Origin of the sequence: Nocardia sp. NPDC051833, assembly GCF_040681225.1 — a bacterium.
Classification (GTDB): Bacteria; Actinomycetota; Actinomycetes; order Mycobacteriales; family Mycobacteriaceae; genus Nocardia.
Genome location: NZ_JBFAYK010000004.1, coordinates 163,746 through 178,082, shown reverse-complemented (window position 1 = coordinate 178,082; position 14,337 = coordinate 163,746). Strand labels below are relative to the sequence as shown.

The following is a 14,337-nucleotide window of genomic DNA, read 5'->3' as shown; positions in this document are numbered from 1 at the left end:
GGAATCGGCCCCGCCATCGGAACGCGGGGGCGTCCCCAGGAGACCACCGTGACGTTGCTCGACATCTTCCCGTCGTTGCGCGCGACCACCGTGCCGCGGCTCGACCCCGCTGTCTGGCCGGCCGACACCCACTACGACCAGGACGGCCGGATCACCCTCGGCACGGTCGCCCTCGCCGATCTCGCCGACGAGTTCGGCACCCCCGTGCACGTGGTCGACGAGGCCGAGGTGCGCGAGCGCTGCCGCGCCTACCGCAAGCACTTCCCCGATGCCGAGATCGTCTACGCGGGCACCGCGCTGATGGTGGGCGCGGTGGCGCGCTGGGTCGTCGAGGAGGGCCTGTCGGTGCAGGTCGGGTCCGCGGGTGAGCTGTCGGTCGCGCTGGCCGCAGGCGTCGAGCCGCGCCGGATCGTGCTGCACGGCAACGGCAAGACCTTCGACGAGCTGAAGACCGCCGTCGGCTGCGGCGTCGGCCGCATCGTCGTCGGGTCACTCACCGAGATCACCCTGCTGGCCGCGCTGGCCACCGCGCCCCAGCAGATCCTGCTGCGCGTCGCCACCGGGATCGATGTGCCCGGCGGCCCGCAGTTCGGCTTCCCGCTCGGCAGCGATTCGTTCGAGACCGCGGTCGCCCGGATCGCGACCCAGCCGAATCTCCAGCTCATCGGCCTGCACTGCCACCTGGGAGCGCAGATCCACAATCCGGACCACTACGGCGAGGCCATCCGCCGGATGGTCGGCGAGCTGGCCTGGATCGACAACGAATACGGCATGCTGCTGACTCACCTCGACATCGGCGGCGGGCACGCGGTGGCCTACCGCAGCGGCGACGCCGAACTGAACCTGCGCGAACTCGCCGACATCCTCGACGACGCGCTCGACGCCGCCTGTGCCCGGCACCGCTTCCCCCGCCCCGCGATCACCATGGAACCGGGCCGCGCGATCGTCGCCAGGGCAGGCGTCACGCTGTACCGGGTGCTCTCGATCACCGAGACGGCCGAGGGCGGGCATCGCGTGATCGTCGACGGCGGCAGCTGCGGTGGGCAGTGCCGCGGGCAGGGTGGCGCGCTGGTGGTCAACCGGCATCCCACCGGCGCGCAGCTGACGGCGTCGATCGCGGGCAGGCACAGCGAATCCGGCGAACTCATCGCCACCGAGGTACGGCTGCCCGCCGATCTGCGTCCCGGCGAAGTGCTCGCGCTGCCGTGCACCGGCGCGTACCACCACGGGCTGGCCTCGACCTACAGCACCGTCGGCAGACCGCCGATCGTCGCCGTCGCCGAGGGCCGCGTCCAGCAGCTCCGGCGCCGGGAGACGACGGCCGATCTGCTGATGCGTGAACTCGGCTGAACCGGGCATCGGGCGCCGTCAGGGGCTGGTGGCGACGCCCGTACCGAGCCTAGGATCGGACATGTCGGGGAAATCGAACAAATCCGACCGACGAGGCAGCCATGAAGACCGACACGACACATCAGGCAGGCAGGCGCCGACTGTTCCTGGGTCTCGCGGTAGTGGGTGCGACCCTCACCCTTCCGCTGACGGTGGCGGCACCCGCCATCGCCGCGCCCGCCGTCACCCCCGGCGTGGTGCAGACCGAGTATCCGCGCTGCGACGACTGGAACCACCGCGGCTGGGAGTACTGCGACCGCGACCGCGGCTACCGCTGTGACAACGACTGGTACGGCCGCGACCACCGGTACGACCGCAACTGGGAATACTGTGACCGTGGCCGCGGCGGCGGCTACCACAACTGGTTCCCCTGGGGCTGGTTCGGCAGCAGCTGAGACCCATCGCCCCGCATCGCACGACCGGGGACGACCACCGGCCGTGCGATGACCGGTGCTCGCTAGCGCCGCCGCGTGCCGAAGATGCTGCGGCTGATCTCCCGGCCCGCCGCACTGGCCGCCGAGCGCAGGAAGCTCTTCACCGCCGGGTTCTTCATGATCCGCTCGGCCGCCGAATCCTCTTCCGGCTGTGCCCGTCCCGGCGCCCGCGGCGCCTCGGGGGCCGGATCGGCGGCGGCCACACTCGCCAGCAGCATCTCGTAGGCCGATTCGCGATCGATGCTCTGTCCGTACTTGCCCTGCAGCGGACTCGACAGGGCCTTGGACTTGATCGCCTCGTCGCCGATGGTGTCCATCAGCGAGCGCGGCGGCGCGATCTTGGTCCAGGCCACCGGGGTCGGCGCGCCCTTCTCCGAGAGCACGGTGACCACGGCCTCGCCGGTGCCCAGCGAGGTCAGTGCCTCCTCCAGGTCGTACACCGTCGACTTGGGATAGGTCCGCACCGTCTTCGACAGCGCCTTCTGATCGTCGGGGGTGAACGCGCGCAGCGCGTGCTGGATGCGCGCGCCGAGCTGGGACAGCACCGGATTCGGGATGTCGGTGGGCAGCTGGGTGCAGAAGAACACGCCGACGCCCTTGGACCGGATCAGCTTCACCGTCTGCTCGACCTGCTGCAGGAACGCCTTGGACGCCTCGGCGAAGAGCAGGTGCGCCTCGTCGAAGATGAAGACCAGCTTGGGCTTGTCGACGTCGCCCACCTCGGGCAGCGTCTGGAACAGATCGGCGAGCACCCACATCAGGAAGGTGGAGAACAGCACCGGACGCGCCGCCTGCTGGCCGAGCTCGAACAGTGTGATCACGCCCTGGCCGCCCGCGGTGCGCAGCAGATCGGCCGGATCGAGTTCGGGTTCGCCGAAGAACGTGTCGCCGCCCTCGGCCTCCAGGTTCACCAGGGCGCGCAGGATCACCCCCGCCGTCTGCGCCGAGACGCCGCCGATGCCCTTGAGGTCTTCCTTGCCCTCCGGGCTGGTCAGATGGGTGATCACCGCGCGCAGGTCCTTGAGATCCAGCAGGGCGAGGCCGCGCTGGTCGGCCCAGTGGAAGATCAGGCCGAGCGTGGATTCCTGGGTGTCGTTGAGGCCGAGCACCTTGCTGAGCAGGATCGGGCCGAACGAGGAGATGGTCGCCCGGATCGGCACGCCGATGCCGCCGGTGCCGAGCGAGACGAACTCGGTGGGGAAGCCGCTGGGCGCCCAGTCGGTGGCCCCGGTCTCGGCGGCCCGCGCGGTGATCTTGTCATTGGTCTGGCCCGGTTCGCTCAGGCCGGACAGGTCGCCCTTGATATCGGCCATCACCACGGGAACGCCCGCCCGGGACAGGTGCTCGGCGATGCCCTGCAGCGTCTTGGTCTTGCCGGTGCCGGTGGCACCGGCGACCAGACCGTGCCGGTTCATCATCCGCAGCGGAATCCGCACCCGCGCAGCGGGATCGGTGACACCGTCGACCATCACGGTGCCGAGTTCGAGCGCGGGTCCGTCGAAGGCGTAGCCCGCCGCGATCTCGGCGGCCGCGCCGGACGCCGCGGGCGCCTGCGCCGCTTCGGCGCTCGTCGCGGCGGCTTCCGCCTCGGCGGCTTCCGCGGCCGCGGCGGCCTCCGCGGCGACCCGCGCCGCCTCCTCGGCCGCCTTGCGTGCCGCTGCCGCCTTCTCCTGGGGGGTGGTCATTCGCGCGTCCTCCGTCTGGTCACAACTGCCGTACGCAAGAAATGCTCGAAACGTCTGCCGGGGAATTCCAAGCAAACTGTATCGCCCGTTAGGGTGGCTCAGGTGTCAGACAAACTCTTGGTCTGGATGGATTGCGAGATGACGGGGCTCCGCCTCGACAGCGACAAGCTGATCGAGATCGCCGCGCTCGTGACCGACAGCGACCTGAACATTCTCGGTGACGGTGTCGACATCGTCATCCACGCCGACGACGCGGCGCTGGCCTGCATGCCCCCGGTCGTCGCCGACATGCACGCGAAATCCGGTCTCACCGAAGAGGTTCGGCGCTCCACCGTGACCCTCGAGCAGGCGCAGGCCGAGGTACTCGACTACATCCGCCAGTACGCGCCCACCGCGCGCACGGTGCCGCTGTGCGGTAACTCGATCGCCACCGACCGCGGCTTCATCGCCCGCGACATGCCCGAACTCGACGAGCACCTGCACTACCGGATGGTCGACGTGAGCTCGATCAAGGAGCTGTGCCGCCGCTGGTACCCGCGCATCTACTTCGGGCAGCCGGAGAAGGGCCTGGCGCACCGCGCCCTGGCCGACATCAAGGAATCCATCCGCGAGCTCGAGTACTACCGCCGCACCGCGTTCGTGCCGCTGCCCGGCCCGTCCACCACGGAGATCGCGGCGGTCGCCGAGGCGGTCACCGAGGCCGTCGATGTCACCGGAACAAGCCCACGACCAGCCGATTAGGGCCTGAGGGCCGAGACAGGCTACTATTTACCGCGCCGGTGAATAACCGGCGATGGTGACTGTAGTTCAGTTGGTAGAGCACCAGGTTGTGATCCTGGCTGTCGCGGGTTCGAGTCCCGTCAGTCACCCCTAGTGAGAAAGCCCGGTCCACACGGACCGGGCTTTCCGCATTCCCGGCGCCTTCATGTCACACTCGCGGCCCCGCCGTCGTCGACTCGGTGGACCACCGAGAGAAGTGAGGATTTCGAGCATGGGTATCGACGAACTGCGCGGCACCGTCCAGGGCACCGTGCTGCTGCCGGGTGACGCGGACTTCGAGCAGGCCGCCCGGCCGTGGAACGTGGCGGTGACCCAGTCGGTCGGCGCCGTCGTCACGGCCGCCGACGCCGACGACATCGCCGCCGTCGTGCGCTGGGCGGCCGGCGCGGGCCGCACGGTGGTGACCCAGCCGACCGGCCACGGCGCCACCGGCGACATCGACGACGCCGTGCTGCTGCGCACCGGCGCGCTCGACGACATCGCGATCGATCCGGCCGCGCGGCGGGCCAGGGTGGGGTCCGGCGCCCAGTGGGGCCGCGTGCAGGCCGCCGCGGCGGCGCACGGGCTGTCCGGCCTGGCGGGCAGCAACCCCGTCGTCGGCGTGACCGGCTACACCCTGGGCGGCGGCTTCGGCTGGCTGGCCCGCGCGCACGGCTGGGCGTCGAACGCGGTCCGCGCGTTCGACATCGTCGACACCGACGGCGTCCGGCGCCGGGTCGACGCCGCGTCCGATCCCGACCTGTTCTGGGCACTGCGCGGCGGCGGTGGCGATTTCGCGATCGTCACCGCGCTCGAGTTCGATCTGGTCGAGCTGCCCCAGCTCTACGGCGGCCGGGTGAGCTGGTCGGCCGAGCGCACGCACGAGGCGTTCGAGCTGTTCACCGCGCTCACCACCGACGCGCCCGCCGAACTGTCGGTGTGGCTGCAGCGCTATCAGCTGCCGGGCGCCGCGCCGACGGTCGCGATCGACTTCGCCTACCTCGGCGACCCGGCTGACGGCCGCGCGCTGACCCGGGGCCTGGACGCCCTGCCGGGCGCGCTCGTCGACACCAGGGCGGCGATGACGGCCGACCGGCTCGGCACCATCACCGCCGAGCCGACCGATCCGAGTCCGTCGCTCTCGCGCGGCGAACTGCTCACCGACCTCGGTGACGCGGTGGTGAAGACGCTCATCGACGCGCCGGTGGCGCCGCTGCTCAACATCCAGCTCCGCGGCCTGGGCGGAGCGCTCGCCGCATCCGGCCCGCACGACGGCGCCCGCGGTCCGGTCACCGAGCCCTACGCGCTCTATCTCCTCGGCCTCGGCCTGCCGCATCTGGTCGACGACGTCGCCGCGGGCTTCGCCACCATCCTCGACGAGCTCGGCCCGCACCTCACCGGCGCCAAGCCCTACACCTTCCTGGCGCCCGGCGAATCGGCGAGCGCGGCGTTCGACCCGGCGACGCTGGACCGGCTGCGCCAGCTCAAGCAGGATCGCGACCCGCACGGCGTCCTGCGGGCCAACTTCCCGGTCCTGGGCTGACGCTAACGGGCGGCGGCGCGGCTCGCCCGATGTCTGCGCACGGCCGAACGGTTCGCGCAGGCCGGGCTGCAGAAGCGCTGCCTGCCGTTGCGTGAGGTGTCGGCGTACACCCGCGCACAGCCCTCGGCCGCGCAGCCACCGAGGCGATCCATGCCGAGCCCGGTCAGGTGCAGCGCGGTGCCGACGGTGATGAGCGCCGCGATCTGCCGGTCGGTGGGGACGCCCGGATCGCGGAAATGCAGGTGCCAGCCGTCGCCCGCGTGATCGGTCAGCCGAGGCGCCGAGGCGTACTCGCCGAGCAAGGTGTTCAGCAGGGCGGCGCGCGCGGTGTGGTCGGCGCAGTCCACCACCCGGCGCCAGCGCGCCAGAAACGCCGTCACGGACGCGAGATCGGCGGCGGTGGGCGCGGTGGACAGCACCAGTCCCGACGCCACGCAGCGCGCGCCCAGCTCCGCCGCGTCGACACACGGCCGGTTGAGCAGATCGACGCCGAGCTGCACCGGCTCCCGTCCGTAATGGTTGTAATGCACAATGCCATTACATCAGACTCGAAGCATGACCAGCCACCCCACGCACACCTGGCGGATCGAGTCCTGCCACCGCACCAGCGAGGGCCTCGTCGCCTATCAGCGGTGCCGGTGCGGCGCGCGCCGCGTCGTCGTCGGCGATCCCGGCGTCAGCATCTCGGGCGAACTGCGCGGCCACGACGACGGGCTCGCCGCGACCGCCTGAGGCTCTCCGACCAGGGCCATGACGAACATCACGTTTGCCCGCTACACTCTGGACCACTGCCCAGATGTGGGGCATATCTCGTCAGCGTTCGACCGGAAAGACCACTTGATGAAGCGTTCCACCGTCGTCGCGGCCTTCGCGGCCGCCACCGCGCTCGGCCCGATCGCGGGGACCGCGGCGGCCGAGTCGCCCGGCCTGCCCCTGTCCCCGTATGTCGCCGCCGCGCCGACGGCCACCGGCGATTTCGGCCTGCCCAGCGACAAGCCCGAGTCCGGCTCGGCGCAGAGCGGCTCGACCACCGGCGTCGAGACCACCGGGTCCTCCGGCACCGGCTCGGCCGGCCTGCCCAATCTGGACCGGCTGCTGTTCGGCGGCCGCATCCTCTGCGGTGCCCTCGGCAGCGCGCTGGCCGTCGCGGGCGAGGCGATGATGGACTGCGCCGACCTGCCGACACCCGCCTGACCCACCCCGCAACGAAACGAAGGGCCACCGGAAATCTCCGGTGGCCCTTCGTTTGTCGTGTGGATCAGGGGGCGTCGGCGTTGCCCGCCTTCCATTCCGGCCACGCGATGTTCCAGTCGCCGAGGCCGTCGACGCCGGACAGGGTGCCGCCGACGGTGTTCTTGATGATCGTGATGTCACCACGCTTGGCGTTCTCGTACACCCATCGTGCATTCGCCGGGCTCAGGTTCAGGCAGCCGTGGCTGGCGTTGGAGTAGCCCTGCTGCCCGATCGACCACGGTGCCGAGTGGAAGAAGATGCCGCTGTAGGAGATTCGCGTCGCGTAGTCGACCGGGGTGCGGTAGCCGTCCGGCGAGTTCACCGAGACGCCGTAGGTCGAGGAGTCCATGATGATCTTCTCGTGCCGGTCGCTGACGATGTAGATGCCGTTGTCGGTGGGCGTGGAATCCTTGCCCATCGAGGTCGGCATGGTCATGATCACCTGACCGTTGCGCTCCACCGTCACCTGGTGGGTGTTGTCGTCGGCGGTGAAGACCTGCGCATCGCCCACGGTGAAGAACGAGTGGATGTTGTCCTGACCGAACAGGCCCTTGCCGAGGTCCTTGCCGTAGACGTTCACATCGATGGTCACCTTGGTGCCCGGCGCCCAGAAATGCTCTGGGCGCCACCGCACTTCGCGGTTGTTCACCCAGTAGAAGGCGCCCTCGACCGCGGGCTCGGTGGTGATCTTGATGGCGTCCTGGGCGGCCCGGCGATCGGGGATGTTCTCGTCGAACTGGATGGCCACCGGCTGACCGATGCCGACCACTTCGCCCTCGCCGGGCAGCAGGTACGGCTTGGTCTGACTGTTCGGGGAGCTCGTGGTGAAGCTGAGCGTGGTCGAGTTCACGCCGCCGAGGCCCATCGCCGAGGCCGTCAGCTGGTAGGTCTTGCCGTAACCGAGCACCTCACTGGTCGCCCAGGAGCGGCCGTCGGCCGCCAGCTGGCCCGCGACCGCGCGGCCCTCCTTGTTCGTGAGCGTGACCTCGGTGAACTTGCCGTCCTCGACCTGGAAGGCCATCGGCATGCCGGGCGAGACGCCGACCTGCCCGTCCTTGATGGTCGACACCAGCTTCGGCTTGATGAGTTCGGTGATCGGGTTGCGGTCGATCGCGACCTCGACCCCAGCGCCCTCGGCGGCCGAGCAGGCGGACGCGCCGAGCGCGAACACCGCCAGCAACGCCACCGGAACGATCGTCCGCAGCGACCGATGTCGCCCCCGCGTCTTACTCATGTCAACCCCGTTTCCGTACCGACGCAATAACTGTGTGCGCCGCAGATCCCACCGACGCCTATCGCTCGTGCCATCCGCGCCGGCGGGGGCGGACGAGATCGTCGTCCCGCCATTCTGCCAGCCCGCCCGGCCGCCACCAACGGGAAAGGCCCCGCGACACGACCAAGTCACAATCGTTAGATACGCGGCGGGGCCTCCGCCGTTAACAACGCGAAGAGCCTCGCGTTACCGCTGGTCAGAGCCCGATTTCACTTTCCGGCCCCAAGCCTGTTAATGTTTGTTCCGCACCGGAGAGCGGGGCTGAGGGAGACACCGAGAGGTTCTCTCCCAGAGTCGCGGTCCGAGCAAACCAAGCGCCATTAGCTCAATTGGCAGAGCAGCTGACTCTTAATCAGCGGGTTCGGGGTTCGAGTCCCTGATGGCGCACAACAGACCGCATCCCGGCAGTTACCGAAACTGCCGGGATGCGGTCTTTCTACGTCCGGGTCGCCCGTTCGGTAACGGTCACGAGGTCGTTATCGAAATGCCATGGACAGCGGCCGTCACATCACAGCAGTCCCGATCCGGACACGCTGGAGCTGCGCAAACGCTCCCGAAACCAGATTTGGGCAAACTTTTTCTGTGACGCGCGGCACATCGTTCGAGGCGGCAAACCCCCTGCATAGATAACGATTCTGCAACTGCGCGGGGAACCGACCAAGATCGGCAGCGTTTGCCGTTCAGATTCCGTTTACCTTCTGTTCACCCGTCGTGACCATTCTGCAATCAGGTCACAAACAGACCTGCGGTTTGGTTAGCCCCGAGGTATCCAACTTCCGGAGCACAGAACCGAACAGCGCGTGGTCTCCCCGCAGCCAGCTGTGGAGCACCGTGCGACGCGCGGACCGCCATCGAGCGAGTCCGACCACTACAGCGTCGCACATTCCCATACAGACAGAAACAACACATCGCCTGACCGGCGTGCGCCGCTGCGCGCGCTGCGCGATCCACCGCGCCCCCATCGGGCCCGCGGTCGCCAGACAGAGATGAAGGAACAGAACAGCAATGCTCAACAAAGACAAGCTCAGCACCGTTATCGGCCGTCGTTCGCGCCGTGAGGCGTTCACCGTGGCGGTCGCCGCGGTCGGTCTGGTCGCCGTAGCCGCGTCCTCCGCCGTCTCCTTCGCCGACGACAGCGTTCCCGAGCGTGCTGCCATGGTCGTCGAGCAGGCGGAGAGCATCCCCGCCGTCGGCGCCGCCCCCGCCGTCGAGGCGATCCCCGCCCCGGCCCCCGCGCCGCAGGCCGCTCCGGCCCCCGCGCCCGCTCCCGAGGCCGCTCCGGCCCCGATGCCCGAGCCCGCCGCCCCCGTCTACCCGGACAACCTGGACGGCTGGATCCGCCAGGCCCTCGACATCATGGCCGCCAAGGGCATCCCCGGCAGCTACGAGGGCATCCACCGCAACATCATGCGCGAGTCGACCGGTAACCCCCAGGCGATCAACCTGTGGGACTCCAACGCCGCGATGGGCATCCCCTCCAAGGGCCTGCTCCAGGTGATCGACCCGACCTTCGCCGCGTACCACGTCGAGGGCACCCCCTTCGACGTCTGGAACCCGGTGTCCAACATCGTGGCGGCCTGCAACTACGCGGCGCACCGCTACGGCTCGATGGACAACGTCAACAGCGCCTACTGAGCCAGCTGACGGGTGAACGCCCGCGCCCCGGTCATCGCCGACCGGAGCGCGGGCGTTCGTCGTAGAATCGCCGGGTGCCAGACAGCGCCGATCAGGCACCCGATCACGCGCATTCCGACGCGGCCACCGCCAGCCGCGTCGCCAAGGCCCGTCGGCTGGCCGGCTACGTCTGGGATCGCGATATCCGCGGTGCCGAACTGCTCGCCCTGCCCGCGGCCACGCTGCGCAAACTGGCCAGGGCCGCCGACACCAATCCGCCGAGCACCGGTGAGACCTGGCAGGTGGTCGCCGACCTCCTCGACCAGAAGGACGCCTGGGCCGCCCGCAACCCCGGCCACGCCGCCGCGGTGCGGGCCAACGCCGACGAGAAGCTGCTGTGGGTGAAGCCGCCCGTCACCCCGTGGACCGCCGGGTCCTGAGCGGCGCCGTCAGGAGACGACCAGCCCGATCGCGAGCGCGAACATGATCACCGCGATCAGCGAATCGAGCACCCGCCACGCGCCCGGCCGCGCGAACAGCGGCCCCAGACGGCGCGCGCCGTATCCCAGCGCCAGGAACCAGACGACGCTCGCGAGCATCGCGCCCGCGGCCAGGAACCAGCGATCCGGGCTCGCGTAGGTACTGGCGAAGGAGCCGAGCAGCACCACGGTGTCCAGGTAGACGTGCGGATTGAGCCAGGTCAGCGCCAGGCAGGTGAGGACCGACGCCCCGACGGCCACCGAGGCGCCCGCCGCCTCGGCGATCAGCGCCGACGAACTCAGCGCCCGTCGCGCCGCCAGCAAGGCATAGCCGAGCAGGAACGCCGCACCCGCGTACCGCGCCACGATCAGCACCGCGGGCGCGGCCTCGACGACGGTCCCGAACCCCGCGACCCCGGCCGCGATCAGGACGATGTCGGACGCCGCGCAGACCGCGATCACCGGCAGCACATGCTGCCCGCGCACACCTTGGCGCAGCACGAACGCGTTCTGCGCGCCGATCGCCACGATGAGCGAGAGCCCGAAGCCCAATCCGGAGAGGGCGGCCAGTGCCGCAGAGGATGTCGTCACGTCTTTCGACGTTAAGAGACCATCAATTTTCAGACCAGCTAATGATTCTTCACTACCATTAGAATTTCTTACATGGATCTCCAGCTGGACCAGCTGCGCGCACTGGACGCGGTCCTCACCGAGGGCACCTTCGACGCGGCGGCGCGGCGCCTGAGTGTCACCCCGTCGGCCATCAGCCAGCGGATCAAGGCGCTGGAGGAGGCGGCGGGCCGCATCCTGGTGCAGCGCTCGAAACCGGTGCGCGCCACCGAATCCGGGCTCGCGGTGCTGCGGCTGGCCCGGCAGGTGGAACTGCTCACCGGCGACACCGCCCGCGAGCTCGGCGACGTCGACCGCCCCGCCGGGCGGCCGGCGCGGATCCCGATCGCCGTCAACGCCGACTCGCTGGAGACCTGGGTGATGCCCGCCCTGGCCGCGGTGGGCAGCGGGATCTGCTTCGAGCTGCATCGCGAGGACGAGGAGCACACCACCCGGCTGCTGCGCGACGGCACCGTGATGGCGGCGATCACCGCGACCGCGACGCCCGTCCAAGGCTGCAAGGTCGTCCCGCTCGGCGCCATGCGCTACCAGTCGCTCGCGACCCCGGCGTTCGTGGCGCACTGGTTTCCCGACGGCGCCCGTCCCAACGCATACGCGCACGTGCCGATGATCCAGTTCGACCGCAAGGACGATCTCCAGTTCCGGCACGTCGGCCGCCGGTCACCCCAGCCGATCGACCCGCCGATGCACTTCGTACCGTCGTCGAACGCCTTCGGCGACGCGGTGCGGCTCGGCATGGGCTGGGGCATGCTGCCCGACCTGCAGACCGAAAAGGAGAGGGCCACAGGCACACTCGTCAACATCAGCGGCCACGCCCATATCGACGTCCCGCTGTACTGGCAGCAGTGGAAACTCGACTCCCCCGCCCTGAGCAAGACCGCGGCGGCCATCGTGGCGGCCGCCGCGGAAAAACTGATCCAGCCGCAGCGCTGATCAGCGAACCGTCACGTGGCGGAGAGGAATTCGACGAGGACGCGGTTGATCTCGTCGGGCTGTTCGAGGTAGCCGTAGTGCCCGCAGCGTTCGATCTCGGCGTAGCGGGCGCCCGGAATCGCCTCGGCGACCTCGCGGCAGAACCGCGGCGGCACCATCTGGTCGTCGGCGAATCCGACGACCAGGCTGGGCACGGTGATCGCGCCGTAGGCCGCGCGCCGGTCCTGGGAGCGGTCCATCCCCAGCTGGGCGCGGGTGCCGGGGGTGCCCTTGCCCGAGGTGAATTCGAAGATGTCGAGCCATTCCTGGGCCTTGGCGGGGTCGGCCAGGGTGTGCGGGGACAGGTTCAGCATCGCCTTGACCGCCGCCGCGTACTCCGGCGGCAGCGCAATTCCCTTGTCGAACAACGCCTGTTCACCACGGTTGAGCGTGCTCGACACCGGATGCGGCCGCGCGGTGGCGGCGAACATCACCGCCTTGCCCAGCAGCTCGGGCCGCGCCAGCGCGAGCTCGGCCACCACCCGCGACCCCATCGACGTCCCGACCACGTGCGCGGGCGCGCCGAGGTGCTCGATCAGCGCGGCCGTGTCGCCGACCAGGTCGGCCATGGTGATCCCCGCCGCCGACTCCGACGACGGCGCGATCCCCCGATTGTCGACGGTGACGACCTGGAAGCCCGCCTTCACCAGGGCGGGCACCTGATAGGTCCGCCAGACCCGGCCGGGGCTCCCGCTCCCCATCACGAGCAGGACCAGTGGGCCCGACCCGGTGACGTCGTAGTTGAGCTGGATGCCGTTGAGCGAGACGAGGGGCATGTCCCGGGACGATACCGGCACCGCGGAATCGGATTCGTGCGGACCGAGCGGATCACGCGGGCCGGGTGCGGAACTGCCTGCGGTAGGCGGTGGGGGTGAGGCCGGTCGCCGCGGCGAGGTGGGTGCGCAGGTTCACCGTGGTGCCGAGGCCGCTCGCGGTGGCGACCCGGTCGATCGGGAGGTCGCTCGCTTCGAGGAGGCGGCGGGCGTGGTCGAGGCGGCGGGCGGTGAGCCAGGACAGTGGGGTGCAGCCGAGTTCGGCGCGGAAGCGGCGGTGCAGGGTGGCCACGCTCACGCAGGCGTGCGCGGCGAGATCGGCGACCGTGATCGGTTCGGTGGCATGGTGTTCGGCCCATTCCACCGTCGGTGCCAGGGACGGGCCGGGGTCGCGGGGCACCGGGCGGTCGATGAACTGGCGCTGGCCGCCGCGGCGGTGCGCGGCGAAGACCAGGCGGCGGGCGACCGCGGTGGCGATCTCGGTGCCGTGGTCGCGGCCGACCAGGTACAGGGCGAGGTCGAGGGCCGCCGCGCTGCCCGCCGAGGTGAGGATGTCGCCGTCGTCGATGAACAGCACGGCGTCGTCGACCGCGGTCTCGGGGAAGCGGCGGCGGAACTCGGCCGCCCACTGCCAGTGCAGGGTGACGGTGCGGCCGGTCAGCACCCCGGCCTCGGCGAGGGTGAACGCCCCGCTGCACATACCCACCAGCCGGGCGCCACGGGCGTGCGCGCGGGCGATCGCCGCGAGGACGGCCGGGTGCCGTGGGGTGCCGGTGTCGGGGCGGTTCGGGACGATCACGGTGTCGGCGGCGTCGAGCAGGGTGAGGTCGGCCAGGCCGGTCATGGTGAAGAAGTTCTGCCGCATCGGCACCTCGCGCCGGTGCGCGCAGAGCCGGAAGTCGTAGAGCAGGCCGCCGATCTCGGGCCGCTCGATCCCGAACACCTCGGTCATGCAGGCGAGCTCGAACGGATTGGACCCGTCGTCGACGAGCGCCGCGATGCGGTGCAGTCCCGGCTGCGAGAAATCTTGCGACATGTGCCATTCATCGCACTGTTCAGCCCGCCACCGCAACCGCGACGATGAGGCATGACCGATCGACCGACGAACATCGACGCCGCGCTCGCCACCTTCGACACCCTGTGGAGCCCGCGCATCCTGGCCCAGGTCAACGACTGGGACGTGCGCCTGGCCAAGGTGCGCGGCGAGCACCTCTGGCACGCCCACCACGACACCGACGAGTTCTTCCTCGTCCTCGACGGCACCCTCGACATCGATCTGCGCGCACCGGACCGTCGAATCACCCTGCACCGCAACGACACCTACGTCGTCCCGCGCGGCGTCGAGCACCGCCCGTCCTCGGCCGAGGGCGCCACGCTGCTGCTGTTCGAACCCGCGGGGACCCTGACCACTGGCGACTATTCGGGCGAGGTCCCCGACCACATCACCGCCACCACCGGCACCGCGCTCACCTGAGTCGGGACACCTCCGGCCGATGACCTGAGCGCACCGAATCCACGCCCCGGCCGAATACGGTAGCGGCGGCACTGCCCAG

General features: G+C 70.1%; 16 protein-coding genes and 2 tRNA genes. 12 read left to right on the top strand and 6 right to left on the bottom strand.

Annotated features, from left to right (window positions below; all coding sequences use genetic code 11):
- Positions 1–48 precede the first annotated feature (48 nt).
- Together AB0L91_RS29200 and AB0L91_RS29195 are read left to right on the top strand one after the other, a co-directional pair.
- Positions 49–1,350, top strand: a complete 1,302-nt coding sequence (locus AB0L91_RS29200) for an alanine racemase (RefSeq protein WP_365015579.1) — start codon at positions 49–51, stop codon at positions 1,348–1,350.
- 101 nt (positions 1,351–1,451) lie between these two features.
- Complete coding sequence (locus AB0L91_RS29195; RefSeq protein ID WP_365015578.1) at positions 1,452–1,784, top strand: hypothetical protein; 333 nt, start codon at positions 1,452–1,454, stop codon at positions 1,782–1,784.
- A 62-nt stretch (positions 1,785–1,846) separates the two neighbouring features.
- Here the strand turns inward: AB0L91_RS29195 and AB0L91_RS29190 are convergent, their stop codons facing one another.
- Positions 1,847–3,508, bottom strand: coding sequence for a helicase HerA-like domain-containing protein (locus tag AB0L91_RS29190; protein WP_365015577.1), 1,662 nt, complete (start codon positions 3,506–3,508; stop codon positions 1,847–1,849).
- Positions 3,509–3,610: 102 nt separating this feature from the next.
- On the opposite strand from AB0L91_RS29190, the gene orn reads away from it, so the two are divergent.
- From orn to AB0L91_RS29175, 3 genes are all read left to right on the top strand, one after another.
- A complete protein-coding gene (gene orn / locus AB0L91_RS29185) occupies positions 3,611–4,249 on the top strand; it encodes an oligoribonuclease (RefSeq protein WP_357348227.1) in 639 nt (212 codons plus the stop codon).
- Positions 4,250–4,304: 55 nt separating this feature from the next.
- Positions 4,305–4,377 (top strand) — tRNA-His (locus AB0L91_RS29180).
- 122 nt (positions 4,378–4,499) lie between these two features.
- Positions 4,500–5,810 carry an FAD-binding oxidoreductase gene (locus tag AB0L91_RS29175; RefSeq protein WP_365015575.1) on the top strand — a complete coding sequence of 437 codons (1,311 nt, stop codon included), beginning with the start codon at positions 4,500–4,502 and terminating at the stop codon, positions 5,808–5,810.
- Positions 5,811–5,812: 2 nt separating this feature from the next.
- Here the strand turns inward: AB0L91_RS29175 and AB0L91_RS29170 are convergent, their stop codons facing one another.
- Positions 5,813–6,340 carry a CGNR zinc finger domain-containing protein gene (locus AB0L91_RS29170; protein ID WP_365015573.1) on the bottom strand — a complete coding sequence of 176 codons (528 nt, stop codon included), beginning with the start codon at positions 6,338–6,340 and terminating at the stop codon, positions 5,813–5,815.
- 25 nt (positions 6,341–6,365) lie between these two features.
- Between AB0L91_RS29170 and AB0L91_RS29165 the strand changes: the two genes are divergently transcribed.
- Entirely contained in the window at positions 6,366–6,542 is a 177-nt protein-coding gene (locus tag AB0L91_RS29165) for a hypothetical protein (RefSeq protein WP_355276869.1), read from the top strand.
- 108 nt (positions 6,543–6,650) lie between these two features.
- Positions 6,651–7,004, top strand: coding sequence for a hypothetical protein (locus tag AB0L91_RS29160; protein WP_218720864.1), 354 nt, complete (start codon positions 6,651–6,653; stop codon positions 7,002–7,004).
- 64 nt (positions 7,005–7,068) lie between these two features.
- Here the strand turns inward: AB0L91_RS29160 and AB0L91_RS29155 are convergent, their stop codons facing one another.
- Positions 7,069–8,277, bottom strand: a complete 1,209-nt coding sequence (locus AB0L91_RS29155) for an Ig-like domain-containing protein (protein WP_365015570.1) — start codon at positions 8,275–8,277, stop codon at positions 7,069–7,071.
- Between the two features lie 353 nt (positions 8,278–8,630).
- Here AB0L91_RS29155 and AB0L91_RS29150 point away from each other — a divergent pair.
- The 3 genes from AB0L91_RS29150 to AB0L91_RS29140 all read left to right on the top strand — a co-directional run bounded on the left by AB0L91_RS29150 (position 8,631) and on the right by AB0L91_RS29140 (position 10,370).
- Positions 8,631–8,703 (top strand) — tRNA-Lys (locus AB0L91_RS29150).
- A gap of 618 nt (positions 8,704–9,321) precedes the next feature.
- Entirely contained in the window at positions 9,322–9,951 is a 630-nt protein-coding gene (locus AB0L91_RS29145) for a transglycosylase SLT domain-containing protein (protein ID WP_355276867.1), read from the top strand.
- 74 nt (positions 9,952–10,025) lie between these two features.
- Positions 10,026–10,370 carry a hypothetical protein gene (locus tag AB0L91_RS29140; protein ID WP_365015567.1) on the top strand — a complete coding sequence of 115 codons (345 nt, stop codon included), beginning with the start codon at positions 10,026–10,028 and terminating at the stop codon, positions 10,368–10,370.
- A gap of 9 nt (positions 10,371–10,379) precedes the next feature.
- On the opposite strand, the gene AB0L91_RS29135 is transcribed toward AB0L91_RS29140, so the two are convergent.
- The gene (locus AB0L91_RS29135; protein ID WP_365015565.1) at positions 10,380–11,000 is read right to left on the bottom strand and encodes a LysE/ArgO family amino acid transporter; all 621 of its coding nucleotides are present in this window, start codon (positions 10,998–11,000) and stop codon (positions 10,380–10,382) included.
- 72 nt (positions 11,001–11,072) lie between these two features.
- On the opposite strand from AB0L91_RS29135, the gene AB0L91_RS29130 reads away from it, so the two are divergent.
- Positions 11,073–11,972: a LysR family transcriptional regulator ArgP gene (locus tag AB0L91_RS29130; RefSeq protein WP_365015563.1), complete on the top strand. Its 900-nt coding sequence runs from the start codon at positions 11,073–11,075 to the stop codon at positions 11,970–11,972.
- A gap of 11 nt (positions 11,973–11,983) precedes the next feature.
- Here the strand turns inward: AB0L91_RS29130 and AB0L91_RS29125 are convergent, their stop codons facing one another.
- Together AB0L91_RS29125 and AB0L91_RS29120 are read right to left on the bottom strand one after the other, a co-directional pair.
- On the bottom strand, positions 11,984–12,787 hold the full coding sequence (locus tag AB0L91_RS29125) for an alpha/beta fold hydrolase (RefSeq protein ID WP_365015562.1): 804 nt from the start codon (positions 12,785–12,787) through the stop codon (positions 11,984–11,986).
- Between the two features lie 52 nt (positions 12,788–12,839).
- Positions 12,840–13,820: a helix-turn-helix domain-containing protein gene (locus AB0L91_RS29120; protein WP_365015561.1), complete on the bottom strand. Its 981-nt coding sequence runs from the start codon at positions 13,818–13,820 to the stop codon at positions 12,840–12,842.
- Between the two features lie 51 nt (positions 13,821–13,871).
- On the opposite strand from AB0L91_RS29120, the gene AB0L91_RS29115 reads away from it, so the two are divergent.
- Positions 13,872–14,258, top strand: a complete 387-nt coding sequence (locus tag AB0L91_RS29115; protein WP_365015559.1) for a cupin domain-containing protein — start codon at positions 13,872–13,874, stop codon at positions 14,256–14,258.
- Positions 14,259–14,337 lie beyond the last annotated feature (79 nt).

Coding starts and splice junctions, on each gene's coding strand:
- AB0L91_RS29195 (WP_365015578.1), top strand. CDS start 1,452: ATGAAGACCGACACGACACATCAGGCAGGCAGGCGCCGACTGTTCCTG.
- AB0L91_RS29190 (WP_365015577.1), bottom strand. CDS start 3,508: ATGACCACCCCCCAGGAGAAGGCGGCAGCGGCACGCAAGGCGGCCGAG.
- AB0L91_RS29175 (WP_365015575.1), top strand. CDS start 4,500: ATGGGTATCGACGAACTGCGCGGCACCGTCCAGGGCACCGTGCTGCTG.
- AB0L91_RS29165 (WP_355276869.1), top strand. CDS start 6,366: ATGACCAGCCACCCCACGCACACCTGGCGGATCGAGTCCTGCCACCGC.
- AB0L91_RS29160 (WP_218720864.1), top strand. CDS start 6,651: ATGAAGCGTTCCACCGTCGTCGCGGCCTTCGCGGCCGCCACCGCGCTC.
- AB0L91_RS29155 (WP_365015570.1), bottom strand. CDS start 8,277: ATGAGTAAGACGCGGGGGCGACATCGGTCGCTGCGGACGATCGTTCCG.
- AB0L91_RS29145 (WP_355276867.1), top strand. CDS start 9,322: ATGCTCAACAAAGACAAGCTCAGCACCGTTATCGGCCGTCGTTCGCGC.
- AB0L91_RS29130 (WP_365015563.1), top strand. CDS start 11,073: ATGGATCTCCAGCTGGACCAGCTGCGCGCACTGGACGCGGTCCTCACC.
- AB0L91_RS29125 (WP_365015562.1), bottom strand. CDS start 12,787: ATGCCCCTCGTCTCGCTCAACGGCATCCAGCTCAACTACGACGTCACC.
- AB0L91_RS29120 (WP_365015561.1), bottom strand. CDS start 13,820: ATGTCGCAAGATTTCTCGCAGCCGGGACTGCACCGCATCGCGGCGCTC.
- AB0L91_RS29115 (WP_365015559.1), top strand. CDS start 13,872: ATGACCGATCGACCGACGAACATCGACGCCGCGCTCGCCACCTTCGAC.